Source organism: Candidatus Omnitrophota bacterium (assembly GCA_030688425.1).
Classification (GTDB): domain Bacteria; phylum Omnitrophota; class Gorgyraeia; order Zapsychrales; family JANLHA01; genus JAUYIB01.
The window spans coordinates 50761-70851 of the sequence record JAUYIB010000031.1 but is presented as its reverse complement, the minus strand read 5'-3'; the positions used below and the strand labels follow the sequence as shown (position 1 = coordinate 70851).

Annotated in this window: 22 protein-coding genes; all 22 read left to right on the top strand. The window is 55.6% G+C overall.

Annotated elements, in window-relative coordinates; translation table 11 throughout:
- Nucleotides 1-4: 4 nt before the first annotated feature.
- The 22 genes from Q8Q08_12185 to Q8Q08_12080 all read left to right on the top strand — a co-directional run bounded on the left by Q8Q08_12185 (nucleotide 5) and on the right by Q8Q08_12080 (nucleotide 20067).
- Entirely contained in the window at nucleotides 5-1489 is a 1485-nt protein-coding gene (locus Q8Q08_12185) for a hypothetical protein (GenBank protein MDP2654769.1), read from the top strand.
- 13 nt (nucleotides 1490-1502) lie between these two features.
- Nucleotides 1503-1925, top strand: a complete 423-nt coding sequence (locus Q8Q08_12180; protein ID MDP2654768.1) for a hypothetical protein — start codon at nucleotides 1503-1505, stop codon at nucleotides 1923-1925.
- 54 nt (nucleotides 1926-1979) lie between these two features.
- On the top strand, nucleotides 1980-2432 hold the full coding sequence (locus Q8Q08_12175; protein ID MDP2654767.1) for a hypothetical protein: 453 nt from the start codon (nucleotides 1980-1982) through the stop codon (nucleotides 2430-2432).
- An 8-nt stretch (nucleotides 2433-2440) separates the two neighbouring features.
- Nucleotides 2441-3004, top strand: a complete 564-nt coding sequence (locus Q8Q08_12170; GenBank protein MDP2654766.1) for a PadR family transcriptional regulator — start codon at nucleotides 2441-2443, stop codon at nucleotides 3002-3004.
- A 153-nt stretch (nucleotides 3005-3157) separates the two neighbouring features.
- Nucleotides 3158-4663: an AMP-binding protein gene (locus Q8Q08_12165; GenBank protein MDP2654765.1), complete on the top strand. Its 1506-nt coding sequence runs from the start codon at nucleotides 3158-3160 to the stop codon at nucleotides 4661-4663.
- A gap of 30 nt (nucleotides 4664-4693) precedes the next feature.
- Nucleotides 4694-5467 carry a hypothetical protein gene (locus Q8Q08_12160; protein MDP2654764.1) on the top strand — a complete coding sequence of 258 codons (774 nt, stop codon included), beginning with the start codon at nucleotides 4694-4696 and terminating at the stop codon, nucleotides 5465-5467.
- Nucleotides 5464-6471 (top strand): S-methyl-5-thioribose-1-phosphate isomerase, encoded by a 1008-nt coding sequence (locus Q8Q08_12155; GenBank protein ID MDP2654763.1) that lies wholly within the window; start codon nucleotides 5464-5466, stop codon nucleotides 6469-6471. Before Q8Q08_12160 ends, Q8Q08_12155 begins: the two co-directional genes overlap by 4 nt.
- Nucleotides 6461-6961 carry a hypothetical protein gene (locus Q8Q08_12150; GenBank protein ID MDP2654762.1) on the top strand — a complete coding sequence of 167 codons (501 nt, stop codon included), beginning with the start codon at nucleotides 6461-6463 and terminating at the stop codon, nucleotides 6959-6961. Before Q8Q08_12155 ends, Q8Q08_12150 begins: the two co-directional genes overlap by 11 nt.
- Nucleotides 6954-7973, top strand: coding sequence for a class II aldolase/adducin family protein (locus tag Q8Q08_12145; protein MDP2654761.1), 1020 nt, complete (start codon nucleotides 6954-6956; stop codon nucleotides 7971-7973). Before Q8Q08_12150 ends, Q8Q08_12145 begins: the two co-directional genes overlap by 8 nt.
- 4 nt (nucleotides 7974-7977) lie before the next feature.
- Nucleotides 7978-9483, top strand: coding sequence for an aldehyde dehydrogenase family protein (locus Q8Q08_12140; protein MDP2654760.1), 1506 nt, complete (start codon nucleotides 7978-7980; stop codon nucleotides 9481-9483).
- Nucleotides 9484-9653: 170 nt separating this feature from the next.
- The gene (locus Q8Q08_12135; GenBank protein MDP2654759.1) at nucleotides 9654-11132 is read left to right on the top strand and encodes a radical SAM protein; all 1479 of its coding nucleotides are present in this window, start codon (nucleotides 9654-9656) and stop codon (nucleotides 11130-11132) included.
- An 81-nt stretch (nucleotides 11133-11213) separates the two neighbouring features.
- Entirely contained in the window at nucleotides 11214-11495 is a 282-nt protein-coding gene (locus Q8Q08_12130; GenBank protein ID MDP2654758.1) for a hypothetical protein, read from the top strand.
- Complete coding sequence (locus Q8Q08_12125) at nucleotides 11492-12007, top strand: SRPBCC family protein (GenBank protein MDP2654757.1); 516 nt, start codon at nucleotides 11492-11494, stop codon at nucleotides 12005-12007. Before Q8Q08_12130 ends, Q8Q08_12125 begins: the two co-directional genes overlap by 4 nt.
- Nucleotides 12004-13041, top strand: a complete 1038-nt coding sequence (locus Q8Q08_12120) for a 2-dehydropantoate 2-reductase (protein ID MDP2654756.1) — start codon at nucleotides 12004-12006, stop codon at nucleotides 13039-13041. Before Q8Q08_12125 ends, Q8Q08_12120 begins: the two co-directional genes overlap by 4 nt.
- Nucleotides 13042-13083: 42 nt before the next feature.
- A complete protein-coding gene (locus Q8Q08_12115) occupies nucleotides 13084-13509 on the top strand; it encodes a DUF4440 domain-containing protein (protein ID MDP2654755.1) in 426 nt (141 codons plus the stop codon).
- A gap of 117 nt (nucleotides 13510-13626) precedes the next feature.
- Nucleotides 13627-14889, top strand: coding sequence for a beta-ketoacyl-[acyl-carrier-protein] synthase family protein (locus tag Q8Q08_12110; protein ID MDP2654754.1), 1263 nt, complete (start codon nucleotides 13627-13629; stop codon nucleotides 14887-14889).
- A 26-nt stretch (nucleotides 14890-14915) separates the two neighbouring features.
- Nucleotides 14916-15206, top strand: coding sequence for a hypothetical protein (locus Q8Q08_12105; protein ID MDP2654753.1), 291 nt, complete (start codon nucleotides 14916-14918; stop codon nucleotides 15204-15206).
- 13 nt (nucleotides 15207-15219) lie between these two features.
- Entirely contained in the window at nucleotides 15220-16452 is a 1233-nt protein-coding gene (locus Q8Q08_12100) for a beta-ketoacyl-[acyl-carrier-protein] synthase family protein (protein ID MDP2654752.1), read from the top strand.
- 96 nt (nucleotides 16453-16548) lie between these two features.
- On the top strand, nucleotides 16549-16788 hold the full coding sequence (locus tag Q8Q08_12095; protein ID MDP2654751.1) for an acyl carrier protein: 240 nt from the start codon (nucleotides 16549-16551) through the stop codon (nucleotides 16786-16788).
- Between the two features lie 82 nt (nucleotides 16789-16870).
- On the top strand, nucleotides 16871-17674 hold the full coding sequence (locus Q8Q08_12090) for a cyclase family protein (protein MDP2654750.1): 804 nt from the start codon (nucleotides 16871-16873) through the stop codon (nucleotides 17672-17674).
- Between the two features lie 62 nt (nucleotides 17675-17736).
- Nucleotides 17737-18933 (top strand): hypothetical protein, encoded by a 1197-nt coding sequence (locus Q8Q08_12085; GenBank protein MDP2654749.1) that lies wholly within the window; start codon nucleotides 17737-17739, stop codon nucleotides 18931-18933.
- Between the two features lie 675 nt (nucleotides 18934-19608).
- Complete coding sequence (locus Q8Q08_12080) at nucleotides 19609-20067, top strand: polyketide cyclase (GenBank protein ID MDP2654748.1); 459 nt, start codon at nucleotides 19609-19611, stop codon at nucleotides 20065-20067.
- The last annotated feature ends 24 nt before the right edge of the window (nucleotides 20068-20091 follow it).

The window sequence follows — 20091 nt, the reverse complement described above, 5'->3', positions numbered from 1 at the left end:
AACAATGATCGCCGTTTTCGTCATATTGGGAGTTGTCCTCTTGGTCTGCGGGATCGCTCTGTTGTTCAAGGGCTACACGCAGATCCCTTCCGCAGGAACGGTTGTCCCGCTTGTCGAGCACGAGCAATTGCAAAAGACGCTCGAATCTGCAAAGTCCCAGGAAGAACAGCTTAAAAAACAACTGGACACGATCACCGTCCAATTCCAGGAAACGCAAGCCCAGTGGCAGCAGGCTAAAAAAGACCAGGAGACCCTTAAGTCGGTCCAGGCCAGCGAAACTGAAGCTAAGGTCAAGGTCCAAGAGCTTGAACTGAAGCTGGACACGGTGGCGCTGAACGCGGACCGTCAGGTCCAGGAAGCGCTCTCCACCGTGGCGGGACTTCAGACGGAAAATCAGGCCTTGAAATCACAGGTGGAACAGTTCCTGGGCATTGATCCCGCCGCTGTCGAGCAGCTAACAAAGGACAACGAGGCGCTCAAGGCCCGGGTGGAGGAACAGTCGGCCAAGATCATCCAGCTCGACAAGGATTTGAGCGCGGCCCGGGAGTCCCAGTCCGGGTTGACAGAGGCCAGGACGTCTCTGGAGGATGTGACCAAGGAAAATCAAAAGCTCAAAGACGATTTGGCTCAGGCCTTGGCGCGGGTGTCCGAGCTTGAGCAGCAGGTGCAGTCGGTCAACAAAGAAAACGGGGAGCGCCTGACGCAGGCCACCCGGACCATCGAAGAATTGCAGGCGGAATTGAAAACGCTCCAAACGCGTTCGACCGCGGACCATGCCGCCCAAGGCGTGTCCGGGGAGCATGTTGTTCAGCTTAAAACCCAGATCGCGGAGCTTCAGCAACAGATCGAAAAAGACGGCGTGCGGATCCGGCAGTTGGAGGGGGAATTGGTTGTTGCCCGCCAAGGCGCCGCGTCGGAAGCGGCCCGTGCGCCGCAGGCAGGGGCATCGGCCCAACTGCGGGAGGACGTGGACCGTATCCGCCGGACCCAGGACCATGAGCTGGCCCAGTCCGCTCTGACGATCGAAAATCTCCGCTTTGAAAATCAGTCCCTGATGTCGAAGGTCAAGAACGCCGAATTTCAGATCCAGCAGATCACTATGGACCTGGCCCAGATGCGCGGGCGCGGCCAGAAAGAAGAGACATCGGCGGTCCTGGAGCAGGAGATGGAAGTGAAGCGGATTTGCGGGGAATTGAAGATGCAGATGGATTTCATGCAGAAAACGATCGATGAGCTAAAAGCCGAAAACAGGTCGCTGCAGGACCGCCAGGCCAAGGCCAGGGCGGAAGCGCCTCCGGCGCCGGCCGTAAAAATTTCAGGGGATCAGCGCCCGCTCGAGGAAGAAGTCCGCAAGCTGAAAGAATTCAACGCGCGTCTGCTGGAGAAGGAAAAGATGATCCAGTCGGAACTCACCAAAAGCCGGGCCCAGGCGATGGGCTTGCAGAAAATGTGCGAGCAGTTCAAGGTCCAGCTGGAAAAGACCGGGTGACGCCCGGGACGTCATGACGGATTCCTTGTCGATGGTCAAAAGCCTCAAGGTCAGCCATCAGATGCTGGCCGAATCTGTTTCTCAGATTCAGTCCGCCAGCCGTTCCTATTCCCAGGCCAAGCCGCTGTTGCGCGATTTTTACGAGAAGCTCCTGAACCATTTCAGCCGGCAGGGCGGGACGTTTTATGAGTCGCTTTTTCAGTTTTACCAAGATGACCGCCCCTCCGGCAAGATGTTGGAGTTCTTGCTCCACGATTTAAAGGATTTGAAGGTCCGTTATCTGGTCTTTTACGAGCTGCACGCGGCGGAGATGACCGGCGGACATCCGAAAACGTTTTCCCTGGACTTCGCCGAGTTCTCCGGCGCGATCCTGGCCCGGATCAGGATGGAGGAGGATTACCTCTTGCCCCTGCTGGAGAAAATTTCCGAGATTTAAACAGGGGTAAGAGCAAATTGCTTTCCCCCGGAGTTTTGCTATAATAGCTCATCTATGAACGCGCGTTTTCTTATTTTTGTTGTGTGTCTGGCCGCTGCTGCGGGAAGCGGCTGCGCTCACGTGACGGAAACCGGCAAAACCCTCTGGGGTTCTTCCACGCGACAGCTGGAAAGCGCCCGTGACGGTGCCGTCGCAAAAACCTACCGCTGCGCTTTTGCAGATTGTTTTGACACCGTGTTGAAACTGACCGCGGACCTCCCGGCGGGCGCGACCGAAGAGCAGATCAAAAATCACATGGTGCTGTTCATCAAAAATCCCGCCAAGAAGATGATCGTTGTCATGGGCGTGCCCGGCAGCGTGGACACCACGGAGGTGGGGATTTTCTTCACGCCATCGGGCAACGGCGCTCTCAAGGTCGATCTGTCCTCTCTGAGTTCTTCCGCCAAGGCCAACGCGGCTGAGCTCGTTTTCAAACAGCTCGGGCAGTTTCACGAAGAAGTGAAATAAGGACCCTTATGATTGAGCATGAAATGCTGTTCCTTGGGCTTTTGATGGACGGCCCGAAACACGGCTATGAGATTAAGCGGGTCATCGAGGAGGAACTTTTCCCGATCGTCGGCCTGAAAGTAAAATCCATTTATTATCCTCTCAGGAAAATGGAGCAGCTCAAGCTCGTGAACAAGGACGTGGGGAGAGAGGGAAAATGGCCGGAAAAATTCGTTTATAGCATCACCCCCCAAGGCCGCAAGGTTTTTAATCTTATGATCATGGAAAGTTTTTTGTCGATTGAGAGGCCGTATTTCAACATCGACCTGGCGTTTTATTTTCTGCAATACGCGGACAAGAAGATCGTCCGGCGCAAGCTCAAGGGCCGGATCATTTTCCTCCATCGCATCAAGCGCGGACTTGAGGAATTGAAGAAAAAAAGCGATCCTTCTCGCAAGTACCTTCACATCATCCTCCAGCATGACCTTGATCTGGTGGATGCCGAGATCAATTCCAACACCCAGCTCAGCGCCACGATCGAGGCCGAGGATTCCCTGTCCTCTAAGTTTGAAGCCCATTCCAGGGCAAAGTAGCTCTGGCGGGCCGCACGCCGGCCCAGACCCTCCGCCTAATAACTTATATATATTTCTTGACAAAGGGCGGGTTTATACTAAAATCAAACTAACAAAATTTTACTATTTACAGAAAAAACGCAAACTTTAGAATTTCTATAGGATACAGCTGTCATGGATTTCCGCAAAATTCTTCAGGAAGACGCTGCCCGTCACCGGGACAAAGCCGCGGTCGTTTTTAAAGAGAAGACGATTTCTTTTGCAGAACTGCAATCGGGTGTTTTTCGTCTGGCCGGCGCTCTGTCACGGCTTGGGGTCAAAAAATCAGACAAGGTTGCCGTATATCTCCCCAACAGCCCGGAGTATATCGAAAGCTACCTGGCCTGTTTCTGCCTCGGCGCGGTTGTCGTTCCCCTGGACTATATGCTTAAGAGCGATGAGCTGGGCTCCTGTCTTGGGCATTCGGAGGCCAAATTCCTGATCGCCTGTCCCAAGAATGACGTTTCCCTCGCTGAACTAAAAACCCAAATCCCATCTCTCCAGCAGATCATCATAACCGCCGGGGAGTCCGAGGGGGCGGTGGCGTATCGCGAGATTGTCCGCAAGGCCTATGACCGGCTGCCTGAGGTCAGCATCGCGGACAACGAACCGGCCCTGATCATGTATACTTCAGGCACGACCGGACGGCCTAAAGGGATCCTGCTCAATTACAAGCACCTTGAGGGGTCCCCGAAAGCCATGGAACATTTTGTGGACCTGAGCGACCGGGATGTCAAGCTTTGCGCCCTGCCGCTCAGCCATATCGCGGGTTTGATTTATATCCAGAATTGCGTCATTTTCGGCATCACCCTGGTGTTGATGGACCGGTTTAATTCCTATGAATTTTTGCGCAATGTTCAGCAGCACAAAATCACCTGTTTCCATATCGTTCCCGCCATGTACACGGCCTTCCTGTCGTTGAAACAAATCGATCAATTTGATCTTTCCTCTCTGCGGTGGGTGGTTGTTTTCGGCGCCCCGAACTCGCCGGACATCATGGAGAGGTTCCACAGATATTGTCCCAACGCCCAGCTTTTGAACGGCTGGGGCATGACCGAAACCTGTCCGCCCAACACGGTGACGCCGTTCGGCAGCGACAATATTGCCAGCATCGGCAAGCCGTCGCCGTTCTCTCTGATCAAGATCGTTGACGACAACGGCAAAGCGCTTCCCGCCGGCGAGATCGGCGAGATCCTCATCAGCGGGTGGGTGGTGATGGAAGGATACTACAAGGACCCGGACGCCACGTCCCAGATGAAGCGCGACGGCTGGCTGTACACCGGCGATCTGGGCCGGTACGACAAGGACGGCTTTCTGTATATCATGGGACGCAAAAAAGAGATGATCAAGGTCGCGGGCCAGATCGTCTATGCCCCTGAGGTGGAAGCGGCGCTGCACAAACATGAGGCGGTCGCCGAGGCGGCCGTGATCGGCGTCCCTGACGCTCTGCGCGGCGAGGCGGTCAAGGCCTTTGTCGTGCTTAAAACGCCGGGCGTTTCCTCCGAAGACCTCCGGTATTTCGCGCGAGAGCATCTCGCTCATTTTAAAGTTCCGCAAGCCATCGAGATCCGCGAGGCCCTTCCTAAAAACAGGACCGGGAAGGTCGATAAAGAGGCCCTGAAGCAGGCCGTGTTAACGTAAGCCATTGACCGAAAATAAAGGAGACAAGACATGCAGAATATGCGCAAAGACGTTCATTTGACGGGGAAAGATTTGATGGGGATGGTGCAGCTGCGCCCCCAGGATTTGGGGAAATACGCCCTTGTCCCCGGGCCGAAAGAGCGCCTGGACGCGATTGTCAAGAAACTCCAGAATCCGGTCAAGAATTTCAGTTTCATGGAATACACGATGTATACCGGCGAATATGAGGGGATCAAGATCACGACGATCAACGGCGGCCGGTTTGCCGCCGATACCGGCATCACGACGGAGATCCTGTGCAACGCCCAGGCCAAGGTGATGCTTCGGATCGGCAGCTGCGGCGCTTTGAGGGAGGACATCAAGGTCGGCGATCTCATTGTGGCGGACAGCGCTCTCTGCGGCGAAGGCGTGACGCCGTATTACGTTGACGGGAACTTCGAGCCGAAAGCCGATGCCGCGTTGACGGCGCAGCTCGCGGAAGCGGCCAGGGCCGGCGGCATGTCCACGGTGCATGTGGGCAAGGTCTGGTCAACAGACGCGATTTTGCGGGAGACCCGCGAGGTCATCGGAAAGGCCGTGGGCGGCGGCGCGATCGCCGTGGACATGGTCAGCTCCGCGTTTTTAACCATCTGCCACACGTACAAGATCCCGGCGGCGGTCATCCTGGCGGTCAGCGACAACGTCATCACCGGCGAGATGGGGTTCATGAATCCGGACTATTACATGGCCGAGTCCTCCATGATCGGCATCGCGTTGAATCTGGTCAAGAAGCTGGAAAAGTCCCAGGCGGCCGCGCGGACATGAGGCGATCCAACCCGACAATGCAGCAGCAGTTCTCCATCAAAGAGTCGCCGTTGTTCTGGCCGGCGAAACTCGATGGGGGAACTCTCTGGGTCTTGGACGAGACGTTGATCCCCAAACAGATGAAATACATCGAGGTCATTTCAACGGCCGAAGCGGTCGACGTGATTCGAAAGATGAAGACCCGGGCCTTCGGCCAGTTTCTCGTGGTCTTGAACACGTTTTTGGTGGAGATCCGCCGGAATCCTCGGCTGTCGCAACCGGTGCTTTTAAAAAAGATCATCAGGACCGCCGACGCACTGAATAAAAGCCGCCCGACGTTTCCGTTCTCGGAAGTGACGGCCGTGGTCGTGGCGTGGGCGAAAAGCGCTTTTGAAGAAGGGGCCAATATCCGTCAACAACTGGAGCAGAACATCGAAGGATATTTGCAGGGGATCCGCGGCCGGCGTTTGAACCGTGTGATCCAGATTGCCGAGGCGATCCGGTCCGGGGACAGCATCTTGACGCATTGCAACGTGAGCGGCGAGCTGGCCATGGCGGCCGCCATTTGCCGCCTGCAGGGCAAATCCATCCGGTTTTTCGCGACGGAAACCAGGCCCTATCTTCAGGGGGCCAAGCTGACGGTCTGGGAATTGAGGCGCGCCGGAGCGGACGTGACCCTGGTGGCCGACAACGCCACGGGGCTTTTGATGGCGAACGGCCAGATCAGCAAGGTGATCGTGGGTTCGGACCGCAATTGCGCGAACGGAGATTTTGCCAACAAGATCGGCACGTATCAGATCGCCGTCCTGGCTAAGGAATTCGGGATCCCATTCTACGTCCTGACCCAGCCGTCTAAGAAAATCAAGGAAGGGCGGGACATCCCGGTGGAGGTCAGGCCGGAAGACGAGTTGCTGCGATTCAACGGCAAACGCATTGTCCCGGCCGGGGTCAAGGGATTCTATCCGGGGTTCGACATCGTGCCCCACGAATATGTGACAAAACAGATCGCCATCAATGTTAATTGAAAAAATAAAAAAAAATGTTTTGGTCCACGGGGTCGTGGAGGAAACTTTGTTCGACGGCTTCCGCGGCCGCAAGGTGAAGGACGTTATCATCCTGGAAGGACGGCCCGGCCTGCAGGCGGCCCGGAGCAACAGCCGTGCGCTGTTGAAGCGGAAGATCTCACCGACGCTGATCGCGGACAACATGGCCGGCTTTTTGTTTTTTAAGAACTGGGTCAAGGAAATCTGGATCGCTTACCAGGCCTCGGGGCAGCAGGGGGCGTTGTGCCCGATCGGCGCCATGATCCTCGGTGTCCTGGGCAAGAGCCACGGCGTGCCGGTCTATCTGTATCCGGTGGCGGAAAAGTCCAGATTTTTCGGCCGGCCCAAGGACCTGTTCTGTTTTGAGGGCGTGCGTGTTGCGCCGAACAGGGCCAAGGGTTATGTGCCGCTGCTGGAATGGCTCCCGGTGAAGTACATCACCAAGATCTATCCCAAGGACAGCCATGAGTGAAACTGTTGTCAAGAATTTGAAAACCGGTATCATTGCCATCGGCCGCCTGCTCTGGGAAAAAGAGCTGGTCACTGGACTGAACGGCAATATCAGTTCACGGGTGGATGAAGAGACGGTCCTCATCACCGCGACCAAGACCTGCCTGGGGCTTTTGCAGGACAAAGATGTCCTGCGCATGAATCTGACGGGCGAAGTCCTGGAGGACGGGCAAGTCTCCAGCGAGAGGCTGTTACACACCGAGATTTACAGGAATTTTCCGGATGCCAAAGCCGTCATTCATACCCATACGACGTTCACAAACGCTTATTTTTTGGAGAATGATTCTCTGACGCCGAGGATTTTTGAATCCAAGTTCTATTTGGGAGAGGTTTCCGCCGTCCCCCAAACGACGCCTTCCGTGACCGATGCCGGTCCAGTGATCGAGGCGTTAAAGGCCAACAGCATCACGGTGCTGAAAAATCACGGTGTTGTCGCCATGGGCAAGGACCTCTTCGATTGTTTTCTCTTGATCCAGTGTCTTGAGGACGCGGTGAAGATGGACGCGATCAGCCGGCTGTATGCTCGAGAGTCAGAAGTCAGAGGTCAGAAGTCAGCCGCTTCGACGGGTCGCGGGTCACGAGCCGCTGGTCACAGTAAAAAGTACAAGCTTTTTTCCAAAGAACAAATTGATGAAATTGTCCGGCTGGTGAACGCTGACCGCCAACTCGCTGAACTGGGCGCGAAGACCAACATGACGATGGACCTGGGGGTCCTGCTCAACGAAACAGGGCAGGTGTACAGTTTTCATTTCGACAAGGGCCGGATCGTGCGGGTGGGGAATGAGGAGGGCGTTGAGTTCCTGATCTCAGCGCCGGAGAAAATCTGGCGGGCGGTGTTTAACCGGGAGATTGATCCCTTTGTGGCAACGACACAGAAAAAAATGGCCCTGAAGGGCGATTTTGCCAGGATCTCCAAGTGGTACGCCCCCTGCAGCCGGATTTTTGAGCTTTGGGCCCAGGCGCCGGTGGAGTGAAGCAATGGCAACAACAGGACTGAAAATTCCGCAGTTTGATCTTTGGCTGGGAGGGAGATTTGCCCCAGCGGCCGGCGGGAGATACTTTGAAAGCGTCAACCCGTCTACCGGGGATGTTTTTGCCAAGGTTGCCGATGCCTCGGTTGATGATATGAGACAGGCGAGCGTCTCGGCGAAGAAGGCGTTTGTTTCCGGAGGCTGGCCGGGGTTGTCGGTGAAAGACCGCGGACACGTTTTGCTGCGGATCGCGCAATTGGTCCGGGATCATGCCAAGGAACTGGCGGACCTGGAGTGCCTTGATACCGGCAAGACGATCAAACAAACCACGTTCATTGACGTCCCGACCTGCGCGGACACGTTTGAATATTTTGGGAAGGCCGGCGGTCTCCTGAAGAGGGTTGTCAACCCGGTCCCGGCGCCGGTCACGAGCTTGACGGACCGCGAACCGGTCGGTGTTGCCGCCTGCATCATCCCTTGGAATTATCCGCTGATCATGGCCGCGTGGAAGGTCGCGCCCGCCCTGATCGCCGGTAACGCAGTCATCCTCAAGCCGTCATCTCAGGCGAGCGTTTCCCTGATGCGTCTTGCCCAGATCATCGCGGATGCCGGTCTGCCGGAAGGGATTTTTCAGATGATCTCGTCTGCCCGCCACGAGGCCACCGCCGAGCTGGTGGCCAGTCCGGACGTGGCGATGGTTAGTTTTACCGGAGGGACGGACACGGGGCGCGAAATCATGCGGCTGGCGTCCGGCCTGCCGAAAAAAATCTGCCTCGAGTTGGGCGGGAAATCGGCGAGCCTGGTTTTGGAAGACTGCGACTTTGAGGCGGCGGTCGGCGGAACGTTATCCTCGATTTTCATGAACCAGGGGCAGATGTGCACCGCGATGTCCCGGCTTTTGTTGCAGGATACAATTTATGACCGGTTCCTGGATGCCCTGGTGAAAAAAGCACGCCAGTTGAAGGTCGGGCCCGCCACCGATTATCAGACTGATTTTGGCCCCCTGGTCAGCCGTTCGCACCGTGACAAAGTCCTCGCGTGCGTGGAAACGGGCAAGGCCGAAGGAGCGAAGCTCCTTTGCGGCGGGCGGATTCCCGAGATGCCGCCGGAAACAGCCAACGGCGCGTATTTGGAGCCGGCGATCTTTGCCGGCGTGAAAAATGCCATGGCGATCGCCCGGGAAGAGATTTTCGGGCCTGTCTTGTCGGTCATTAAATTTTCGGATGTGGAAGAGGCTGTGGCCGCGGCCAATGATTCCCGGTATGGCCTGGCCGGCTGTGTCTGGACAAAAGACCCGGCGAAGGCCGAACGGATCGCCAGCCATCTCCAGTGCGGGACCGTCTGGGTGAACACCTACGGCGGGTTTTATAATGAAGCGTCCTTCGGAGGTTACAAGGAAAGCGGTTTCGGCCGCGAATTGGGACTGGAAGGGCTTTGGGAGTACACGCAGAGCAAGCACATCTGTGTCGACAACACGCCGGGAGGCAAATCGCTGGTCACATCCTGGTTCTGACTGAACAGCCTGAGGTCTTTGGGGATTTTCGTTATTACGAAAATCATCGGTAAAGCGAAATCGATCAAATTGAGAGTGCGAAGCAAGGCACGATAACAAAGGGAGGCCCTGACTTCTCTCGCAGAGATGAGGACGTTGGGATTTCTCAGAATAAAACACAAGGGAGGACGATGATGAAGGTTTTATTTTTAACGCCGCCGTTGAAAGCCTGGGATTCGCACGGGGATCATAAGGCCGCCAATCAGATGCACGCCCAGCTCGCCGCGTATCTGCGCGAGAAAAAACTCGCCCAGGTCGAGGCCCTGGATTGCCGCGCCCTGGACATGGACTGGGACGCGATGCTCAAGCACACCGAGGCCAGCAAGCCCGATATGGTTTTTGTCGGCGAACTCCTGCACTCGACGTGCGGGGCCGCCGTTATCTGGTATTTCAATGAGGGGTTGCGATTGTTGAAGAAACAGAACCCCGCCATCAAAACGGTCGCCGGAGGTCTTTGGTACTCGGGGGATTACGAGCGCCAGATGAGACTCAACCCCTGGATCGACTACATCATGCTGGGCGAAGCTGAGCTGACGATGGATGAACTGATCTCCAACCTGAAAAGCGGCGCCAAAAAGGAGAGGGACATTGACGGCCTGGTTTCCCGCGCTGCCGATGGGACGATCCAGCTTGGGCCGCACCGTGACCTGATCCCGGATTTGAACGTTCTGCCCATGCCCGCGTATGACCTGTTCCCGATGGAGAAGTATGTCGGGCATACCTATTGGAAACCCTTCGCGGAGTTGATGACCTCCCGCGGATGCCCGGGCAAATGCCATTTTTGTTATGAATGGGCCCTTTACGACAGCCGGACCGCCACCAAGGACTTCACTTCCTGGAGAGGATTGAGCGGGAAGCGGATCGTGGATGAATTGGACCTGCTCGAAAAGACCTACGGTATCACGACGGTCGTTTTTCAGGATGACGCCTTCAATACCGATACGCAGGCCATGATCGAGTTCTGCGAAGAAAAATTGCGCCGCGGCAATAAGATCGACTGGGTCTGCCTCGGCCGCGCCGACCAGTGGATCAGCCAGCACGACATCCTGCCGTTGATGAAAAAGGCCGGGCTGTTTTTGGCCCTGACGGGTGTCGAGGTCGAGGACGACATGACGCTCAACAAGACCGGCAAGGGCGTGACCATCGGGCAGATCAAGAAGACGGTCCAGATCCTCCGGGAAAACGACATCGGCAGCGTCGGGACGGTCCTGGTCGGGCTCAAGGAGGACACCGAGGCCAAGATCAAGGAGCGCTTGCGTGTCGCCGACGAGATCGATCCGGACATCTTTGCCCTGGATTATCTCACCCCTGTCCCGAACTCCCCGGACTGGAGATACGGGATCAAGAAGGGCTGGTTTGATCCGGACAAGATCGACCTCAAGACCTGGGATTTTCAGCACCCGGTCATTCCGACGGACCATTTGACCGTGGAGGAAGTCGGCCGCCTCGGCGCCTGGTGTATGCGCGAATATTATTCCAAGCCGGAGCGCATCCACAGGATCTTTTCGAGCAATTACGACGACAAGGTCAAACTGTGCGTCAAGGACTTTATGAGCAACATTGCCAAGTGGGAGGCCAATTCCCGCGCGCCGGCCGTCTCGGGCGTTTAACAGTCAGAAGTCAGAAGAAAAGGAAGTTGGCTTTGTAATTTTTCATCTGACATCTGACATCAAAGAGGTGAAAGAATGTCAATGACACAGTCACAACTGCAGTGGGAAACAGGGTCTTCGGAACGATTCAACCGCATCATTGCCCGGATCCCGGTTTTCCACCGGGAGATCGCCAAGCAGGTCGTCCAGAAAAAAGCGGAGTTGAACGCCGCCGCCCGCGGGGCCGCGGTGGTCGCCGACGACGACATCATCGCCGCGTTCTTTTCGGAAGTGCCCAAGGCGTTTTACAGCCTGATGATCCGTCTTCTGGATGAGAGCGGATTCAACTACAGGGAACACCAGCAACGCGAAGGCAAAAAATGACAGCGGCCAAAAAGTCCCCCAAAAAGCAGGGCGAATCCATTCAGCAATTTGTTTTCATCGAAGTCCCGTTTCCCATGGTTTCAGCGGAACTGGAGCTTTGGGGGGAGGCGGCCTGGTGGCCGAAGATCTGCCCCCTGCAAATCCGGCGCACAGCCGGCGGGACGGCCCAGGTGGGGACGACATTTGAAAACAGGATTCTGAAATCAGCGGTCCGCCCCTGGGTTTCCGAAATCACCCGCATGGTCCCCGGGCGTCTCCTGGAGTTGACTTTCAAGCAGGGGCCCCTGAAAGGCCGGGAGGTCATCAGGATTGGTGAACGGGCCAACGGGGCGCGGGTGGACTATGAAAGCGAATACCAGGTCACGGGCGGCTTTTTCAACGGGATTGTGTGGGGGCTTGGCGGGAAAAAACCTTACGAGAACGGCATCAAGCTGATCCTGGCCGCGTTCAAAGATTACGTGGTACGTAAAAGTCAAATGCCGGAACCGGACCAGACACAAGGACAGCCATGACAATTGCGATCATCGGAGGGGGAGCGATTGGTTCCCTGGTGGCCGGGTTGCTGGCAAAGGCGTCTGTTGACGTTTTGCTCGTCGGAAAACCATCCCATGTGGAGGAAATCCGCCGTAAAGGATTGACCGTCAAAACGACCCAGGGAGAGGAGACCATCCCCCTGAAGGCGGCCACAGCCCTGGACCAGCCGTATGACCTGGCGATTTTCGCCACAAAAACCCAGGATATTGAGCAGGCCTACCAGGACAATCACCGGTTCCTTGAGGACAGCCTGATTTTGACGACTCAGAACGGCGTGCAGGCGGACAACCTTTTAAGCCATCATTTTGACCGTTCAAAAATCATCAGCAGCATTGTGATGTTCGGGGCAACGTACATGACGCCCGGAGAGGTCACGTTCAACTTTCCCGGAGATTGGATTCTCGGCAAACCCTTCATGCCCAATGATCCCCGCGTCCACGCTGTTGCGGACATTCTTCGTAAAGTCTTGCCGGTGGTTGTCACATCTGACATCATCGGGATGAAATGGCTCAAGCTCTTTATAAATTTTAACAATTGCATTCCGGCGCTGACCGGCAAGTCCATGCAGGAGACCTTCGCCGATATGGACCTGTGCCGTTTGAGCATCCTCCTGTTGCGGGAGGGGATGGAGGTAGTTCGAAACGCGGGCATTTCTTTCGTTTCTTTGCCGCAGTTCCCGGTTGAGCGCGTGACCGGTTTGTCAACGATGCCGCTGGACCAGGCCGCGGGGATTATGAATAAGACCCTGACGACTTTGAGCAAGGAGCCCCTTTACGGGTCCATTCTCCAGAGCATCATGCGCGGTAAGACCAGCGAAATCGACTTTATCAACGGCGAGGTGGTGGCGCTGGCGTCTGGCACGAAGCAGGACGCGCCCCTGAACCGGCGCGTGGTGGACTGGGTGCACCGCGTGGAGCAATCGGGTAAGTTTTTTGACGTTGAAGACATCAAGAAGGAATTCGGACTGCTGAACGACGGCGCCGGCCGGGATCCTGCCGGGCGCCGGATTTAAGGTTTGTTGAAAATGCCTTTGGAAAGCCAACAGGGAGGTCATATGAAGCTTGCATCATGGATTCCGGAATATTGGGGCGCCCGCGAGCGCGAGGTGTGGGATTGCCTGGAAACCCATTGGGACCATCTTATCAACAAGCGCGTTGATGAATTCATCAAATTCATCCATCCGGACATGATCGGCTACGGCCACGAAAGTCCTCTGCCGGTGGACCGCCCCTGGCTGGAGAAATGGGTGGGCTTCTGGACAAAAAACACCCAGATCGCCATCTGCGAGCTGAGGCCGATCCAGATCAAGCTCCACGGAGACATCGCCATTCTGCAGTATTTCATTTTCACCGTCGAGGTCAATAAAGAGGGGGGGAAGCGCGTGATCCGCCGTTACACCATGACCTGGAAAAAGACCCCCGAACGCTGGGTCGTGATCGGGAGCCACAATAACTTGATGAATGAAGCTATAAGGGATTAATTTATAAAACATGAGGATGGAAGATGGGGAATTGAAGATGGAGCAAGGCAGAGGTTAGAATTCTTCTTTTCCATCCTCGATCTTCCCTCTCCGATTTTCAAAACACAGGAATCCTATATGAAAAAACGCAGAGTCGTTGTTACCGGGGTCGGGATTGTTTCCCCCAACGGGATCGGCAAAGAGGCCTGCTGGACCAGCATGATCAACGGCGTTTCGGCCGTCCGTCGTGTCACGGAGTTCGATGTCTCGCAGTTCAACACCAAGATCGCGGCGCAGGTTCGGGACTTTGATCCCGTTGCGCTGGGCCTGACCTGGGACGAATCGATCCGTACGGACCGTTACGTCCAGTTCGCGCTTGTTGCGGCGCGGATGGCCATCGAGGATTCGAAGCTTGACCTCTCGAAGGTGAACCGGGAAATGATGGGCGTTTCGCTCGCCAACGCGATCTGCGGGACAAAGTACATGGAGGAGGAGTTCGCCCTGGTCACGGACAGCGGGAAAAACCCGATCGACCCGTCGATCGTGAGGCCAGACCTTTATGACGCCTCGATGTTCAACACCCCGTCCAGCGAGATCTCCGCCAAATACGGCCTGCAGGGGATTTGCAACACGATCTCGACCGGCTGCACGGCCGGGACCGATTCCGTCGGTTTCTCCCTGGAGGCGATCCAGGACGGGGAGGCGGACATCATGGTCACCGGCGCGTCCGAAGCGCCGATCACGCCGATCACTTTCGGCGCGTTTGACACCGTGAACGTTCTGTCCGTCACCAATGACCGGCCGGAAAAAGCCTCCCGCCCGTTCGACGCCAAGCGGAACGGCTTTGTCATTTCCGAGGGCGCGGGGATCCTGGTGGTGGAAGAGCTGGAGCACGCGCGGAAACGCGGCGCCCGGATCTATTGCGAAGTCCTGGGATTTGGAACAACGAATAACGCTTACCATATGACCGATCTGCCCCCGGAGGGGGAGGCCATGTCCGATTGCATCAAGCTCGCTCTGGAGGACGCCGCTGTCGAGCCCAAGGACCTGGATTATATCAACGCGCACGGTTCCTCGACCCGCCAGAACGACGTCTTTGAAACGAATGCCTACAAAGAGGCCCTGGGCAAGGACGCCTATCGTTTGCCGATCAGTTCTTTAAAATCCATGATCGGCCATCCGCTGGCTGGGGCCAATGGCCTGGAATTGGCCATCGGCGCCCTGATCTTCGAGCGGGACATTTTGCCGCCCACGATCAATCAGGAAAACCCCGATCCCCAGTGTGACCTGGACTACATCCCGAATCAGGCCAGGGCCAAGCGGATCAATTGTATGTTGAAAACAAGCAGCGGGTTTTCGGGCATCCATTCGGCCATGGTTCTTCGGCGGTTCGATGGATAGCAGGGCATGACAGACAGAGGGAGGGCATGGCGATGATGCACCGTTATCCCGTCACCAGGTCTTTTGATCTGGGTAAAATGCTCGACGATTTTATTATGAAATCCGGCCCCAACGTCAGGACTGCGGCGGCGGTTATTTATGCGCTGCTGGGGAGCGGGACCCTGGCGTTTTCATTTATTTGGACGAGCAAGACGCATCAACACATGAAGGAATGGATCATTTTCATTTACTGGTTTGTCGGGTTCCCGACGTTGATTTTGGGGATTTATTTTTTGTATAAGGCCGTAAAATATACCCTGTCACTTTCAAAAGAATAAAAGCGGAGCATTCATGGAAAAAATCGCCATCACAGGTTTGGGGATCGTTTCCCCTTCGGGGATCGACAAGAGGAAGTTTTGGGCGAACATCAAGGCCGGGCGTTCGGCGGTCAAGGTGATCGACCGGTTCGACGCGTCTCTTTACCGTTCGCATGTCGCGGGCCAGGTGCACGAGCTGGACGTGTACAGCAATGTCTCGTCCCGCCTTTTGAAAAAGATCGACCTGTTCTCGCACATGGCCCTGGTGGCTTCGGAGATGGCCATCCAGGACGCGAAGCTGGACATGTCGAAAGAGAATTTGAAACGCGCCGGGATTTTTATGGGCAACGCGATCGGAGGCTGGCTGTACGCGGAAACGGAACTGCGCGACCTGTATCTGGAGGGCCGCGAAGGGGTGAGCCCGTTCATGGCGTCGGCCTGGTTCCCGGCCGCGCCGCAGGGCCAGGTCTCGATCCACTATCAGATCAAGGGTTACAGCAAGACCGTTGTCTCCGACCGGGCGAGCTCGCTGATGGCCATCGGTTATGCGGCCAAGAACCTGATCCGTAAGAAGAACGATTTTATCCTCGCCGGCGGGATGGAAGCTCCTGTAACGCCGTACGCGCTGTTGTGCTGCAACACCTCCGGCATGCTGACGGCGAAGAACGGGGAAGCGGCCACCGCTTATAAACCTTTCGACAAAAACCGTGACGGGTTCGCCATCGCCGAGGGGGCGGGTATCCTGACCCTGGAGCCGCAAGGGAGGGTCCAGAGCAGGGGCGCGCGTGTTTACGCGAACATCATCGGGTTCGCGACCACCACGGACGGCGTTGACCGCATCGAACCGGCGGCGGACGGGGTTCAGCTGGCCCGGGCGATCCGGATGGCCCTGGATGATGCGGAGCTGGAGCCGTCCCAGATCGATTACATTTGCGCCGACGGAGCAGGAACGGTCATCGGTGATTTGAGCGAGACCCGGGCGATCAAGCAGGCCTTCAACGGCAGCGCCAAAAAGATCCCGGTTTCTGCGCCCAAGGCGGTGTTTGGCAACATGCTCGGCGCCTGCGGGGCCGTGGACGTGATCGCGACCATCCTCGCGATGGAGCACGGTACCGTTCCCCCGACGATCAACTACACGACGCCGGACCCGGAGTGCGACCTGGATTATTGCCCCAACAAGGCGCAGGAAAAAACAATCAAAAATGCCCTGATCATCAGCCGGGGCCGCGGCGGGATCAATTGCGTATTGATTTTACAAAAAACCTAATGGTCACATGCCACACGTCACATGTCACAGGAGTCGATGGATCGCTTGTGACGTGTGACCGGGTGACTTTGTGACGTCTCCGAAGGAGGAACAACCGTGAGCACCGAACAAAAAGTGAAAGATATCTTCAAGAAGGTCCTCGACATCAAGCCGGAGGATATCGTGCCGGGCGCCAAGCTCGACGAATCTCTCGGCATTGATTCGACGGAGTTGGTGGAAATCTCCGTGGCGATCAAGAAGGGGCTGAACGTCCCTTTGAAGGACAACGAGCTCAAGAAAAGTCACTCGTTCAGCGAGATCATCAAAATTATTGAGGCCAAAAAAGTAACGGCCTGAAAGTGAGCGCAGGTACGCACGGACACGCGTACGCAGAAAGGCAGCAATCTGTGTGCCGGTGTCGTGTGCTCTTGTGTCCCCTATGAAAATTATCGACCTTTCCCTGCCCATTGACGATACGCTCGTGGAAACCCATGATGCCAAGATCGACCGCATCTCGCACGCGGATGGTGTCGAGCATTTCAACTGGGTCGTGATGAACAAACAGCCCGACGGCCAGGCCCGTTTCGACAAAGGAGAGAGGGTTGCGACCAAGGAGGAGATTCCCGACGGGGAAATGCTCTCCCTGGAAGTGGTCCATTCCTCGGTCCATATGGGTTCCCATGTGGACGCGCCATTCCACTACGGCAGCACCTGTGAAGGCAAGCCCGCGAAACAGATCATGGATATCCCTTTGGAGTGGTGCTACGGCCCCGGGGTTGTCCTGGATTTCACCCATTTGAAATTTCCGGCCGCGATCACGAAAGAAGAAGTTGTTAAAGCCTTGTCCGCTATACGCTATACGCTGAAACCCCAAGACATCGTTCTGCTTTACACCGGCGGCGACAAGCTGCTGGGCACGGATGATTATGTCAATAAATATGTCGGCTGCACGCCGGATGCCGTCGAGTATCTGCTGGATTGCGGCGTCAAGATGATGGGCATCGACACCATCGGCCTGGACCGGCCGTGCTTTTTGATGTTCAAGGAATTCCTCACCACCAAGGACAAATCCAAGATATGGCCCTGTCATTTCCTCGGCCGCCGCAGGGAATACTGCCATATGGAACGCCTCGGCAACCTCGGCGCCATTCCCCGGCCCCACGGCTTCACCGTCTCCTGCCTGCCGGTCAAGGTCAGAAATGCTGGCGCTGGCTGGGCCCGTGTCGTGGCGATGATCGAATAGGGGCGGGAAGTGATGCGTTTCTTCCCCCCGTCAGGACCCATTAAGACCCATCTCCCAAAAGCATGAACCGGAAGAAGATCAAAAGAATTCTGGCGATCAATTTTTTGGTCTTCCTTGCGTTCTTTGCCGCGGTCTTTTCCATCTTGGAGATCGGGACACGGGTGCGGCAGCGTTTCTCTGAGAACGAGCGGTATGCCCACATTTGGCATCTGGAGAGCCCGGCTTATCGGGAGATACTGAATGCCTTTCCCGGCGCGCAAGCGCACCGTGACAGCCTTTTTACGGCCACGCGCGCGGGGCTGAAATACTACGATTATTTTCTTTTTTCCGTTGCTCCGGTGAAGACGCCGACGGTCGTCTTCACCGATTATTATTCCTCCCGCCGCGTCCCCGACAGCGCCCCCCTGGACAGCGCCGATGTGATCATCTGGCTGTTCGGCGGTTCAACCATGCAGAATCTTGACGCGCCGGATGAGCAAACCATCGCCAATTTCATGGCCCAGGAGTTCAAACGAAATGGCGTCAGGGCCGCTGTGGTCAACTTCGGCACGCTGATGTTCCATTCCAGTCTGGAATTCGTCAAATTCACAGACCTCCTGCGCCGGGTCCCCGAGGCAGAGCGCCCGGCGTTCGCGGTATTCTATGACGGGTACAACGATCCGTATTACGGGCTTTATTCCGGTCCCGGGAATATCCCACTGGAGGCATCCTCCGGTGCGGCGGCGGTCATTGAACGCAATCACCCCAAGGCCGAGTTTTACCGGTTGTTGTACGATTCCCTTTTACGGCATTCCGCTTTCTGGAAGAGGTATGTCCATCCGCGGATTGTCGGCCACGAGGTCCCGCCGAGCGGGTTGAGCATCAGCGGGGGCAATTTTTCGAGAATTTTGGAAGACACGACCTCAACATATTTAAAAAACAAGACCATGACAGACGCGGTCTGCGGGGCTTTTCAGATCCGGTGCCTGCACGTCCTTCAGCCCATGCTCTTTACGAAATCGCCGCTTCATGGGGCAGAGACAAGGGAGCTGGATTCGATCGATAAACAAAATCCGGGGCTGTTGATCGCTTACCGGCGCTTTTATAAGGGCATCGCGGCCAAGCTTGCCCGGCAGGACGCATTCCTTGACTTATCGGATGCCTTCAACGGCAGGGGGGACCAACAGGACTTTTACGACATCGGCCACACCAACCCTTTCGGCCCTCCCCGCATCATCGCCGCCCGGCTTGCCGCAACGCTCCTCAAATGGATGAAATAAGGCCTGGGGGTTCCCCAAGATAATTCTTTACAATATATAGTAGTAATATAATAATATTTATCGTATTATATGCCGTTATAAGGTCACACGTCACAAGGACACAAGCAAAGGCGGATACGGTATATGTGCTTGGATGGCTTTTTGTATTGCTGGGTTGTTCTATCTGTTGCATATGTAACATTAAGATTAGTGGGAGAGCAAATAGGGAATACAATATCAAAGTTGCATGAACAATATGTTGTCAGGGGTTCGAAGGTCTTCCGTCTCCCTAAACTTGCTGATAGATTAGGTGAATGTGAGTGTCTGGCCTATGCTACAAGTTATTACTTGGGGCATGCTGAATTCATAGGTCTATGGCTTGGTATAAAGGCTATAGGGCGTTGGACATCGAATGGGCCTGAATCAATTGTAGATTGCATGCCTGAATTAGGAGATACCAAGGACGTAAGGATTAGGGCTGAAATTTCTGGGAGAAAAAAGGCGGAATTAAATATTTATTTGCTCGGCTGTCTTTTTAACGTCTTGTTAGGTGGGCTGGTTGGGTTTTTCTTGAAAATGCTTTTGCCATTACCAAACAGGTAATTAGCGGAGTGTTATGTGACGTGTGTCGTGTGACATGTGACTTTAACTATCCGCTCTACGCTAATCGCCATACGCTCTAACAAGGAGAATAAAATGGGCCATACAAGAAATTCAATCGTGATCAACGCTCCTTACCCGCTCGTCTTCGACATCTCCAACAACATCGAGCGATGGACGGAGTTGTTCGGGGATGAATACGTGAAGGCGGATGTGCTGGAGAAGAAGGGGAATGAGATCACGTTTCGTCTGACGGACAACGAAGGCAAATCCTGGGTGTCGAAGCGCTGGCTTTACAAGGACGTCAAGCTGGCCTATGCCTCCCGCCATGAACCGATGTTTCCGTTCCGTTACATGAAGATCATGTGGCTTTACAATGAAACGCCGGACGGGGTGGAGATGATCTGGATCCAGGATTTCGCCATGGACGCCGGGTTCAAAAAATTCACCGAGGAACAGATCGAGGGTTTTATCAACGAGCACTCCCGGCACAACATGAAAATTTTTAAGCGTGTCATCGAGCAGGAAGCCGCCCAAACCGCGGGGAAGAAATAGGTCCCCCGTGTGTTCCTGTGCCCG

Bases quoted from the DNA above. Each gene is read 5' to 3' on its own strand.
- Q8Q08_12185 (MDP2654769.1), top strand. From the start codon at position 5: ATGATCGCCGTTTTCGTCATATTGGGAGTTGTCCTCTTGGTCTGCGGG.
- Q8Q08_12180 (MDP2654768.1), top strand. From the start codon at position 1,503: ATGACGGATTCCTTGTCGATGGTCAAAAGCCTCAAGGTCAGCCATCAG.
- Q8Q08_12175 (MDP2654767.1), top strand. From the start codon at position 1,980: ATGAACGCGCGTTTTCTTATTTTTGTTGTGTGTCTGGCCGCTGCTGCG.
- Q8Q08_12170 (MDP2654766.1), top strand. From the start codon at position 2,441: ATGATTGAGCATGAAATGCTGTTCCTTGGGCTTTTGATGGACGGCCCG.
- Q8Q08_12165 (MDP2654765.1), top strand. From the start codon at position 3,158: ATGGATTTCCGCAAAATTCTTCAGGAAGACGCTGCCCGTCACCGGGAC.
- Q8Q08_12160 (MDP2654764.1), top strand. From the start codon at position 4,694: ATGCAGAATATGCGCAAAGACGTTCATTTGACGGGGAAAGATTTGATG.
- Q8Q08_12155 (MDP2654763.1), top strand. From the start codon at position 5,464: ATGAGGCGATCCAACCCGACAATGCAGCAGCAGTTCTCCATCAAAGAG.
- Q8Q08_12150 (MDP2654762.1), top strand. From the start codon at position 6,461: ATGTTAATTGAAAAAATAAAAAAAAATGTTTTGGTCCACGGGGTCGTG.
- Q8Q08_12145 (MDP2654761.1), top strand. From the start codon at position 6,954: ATGAGTGAAACTGTTGTCAAGAATTTGAAAACCGGTATCATTGCCATC.
- Q8Q08_12140 (MDP2654760.1), top strand. From the start codon at position 7,978: ATGGCAACAACAGGACTGAAAATTCCGCAGTTTGATCTTTGGCTGGGA.
- Q8Q08_12135 (MDP2654759.1), top strand. From the start codon at position 9,654: ATGATGAAGGTTTTATTTTTAACGCCGCCGTTGAAAGCCTGGGATTCG.
- Q8Q08_12130 (MDP2654758.1), top strand. From the start codon at position 11,214: ATGACACAGTCACAACTGCAGTGGGAAACAGGGTCTTCGGAACGATTC.
- Q8Q08_12125 (MDP2654757.1), top strand. From the start codon at position 11,492: ATGACAGCGGCCAAAAAGTCCCCCAAAAAGCAGGGCGAATCCATTCAG.
- Q8Q08_12120 (MDP2654756.1), top strand. From the start codon at position 12,004: ATGACAATTGCGATCATCGGAGGGGGAGCGATTGGTTCCCTGGTGGCC.
- Q8Q08_12115 (MDP2654755.1), top strand. From the start codon at position 13,084: ATGAAGCTTGCATCATGGATTCCGGAATATTGGGGCGCCCGCGAGCGC.
- Q8Q08_12110 (MDP2654754.1), top strand. From the start codon at position 13,627: ATGAAAAAACGCAGAGTCGTTGTTACCGGGGTCGGGATTGTTTCCCCC.
- Q8Q08_12105 (MDP2654753.1), top strand. From the start codon at position 14,916: ATGGCGATGATGCACCGTTATCCCGTCACCAGGTCTTTTGATCTGGGT.
- Q8Q08_12100 (MDP2654752.1), top strand. From the start codon at position 15,220: ATGGAAAAAATCGCCATCACAGGTTTGGGGATCGTTTCCCCTTCGGGG.
- Q8Q08_12090 (MDP2654750.1), top strand. From the start codon at position 16,871: ATGAAAATTATCGACCTTTCCCTGCCCATTGACGATACGCTCGTGGAA.
- Q8Q08_12085 (MDP2654749.1), top strand. From the start codon at position 17,737: ATGAACCGGAAGAAGATCAAAAGAATTCTGGCGATCAATTTTTTGGTC.
- Q8Q08_12080 (MDP2654748.1), top strand. From the start codon at position 19,609: ATGGGCCATACAAGAAATTCAATCGTGATCAACGCTCCTTACCCGCTC.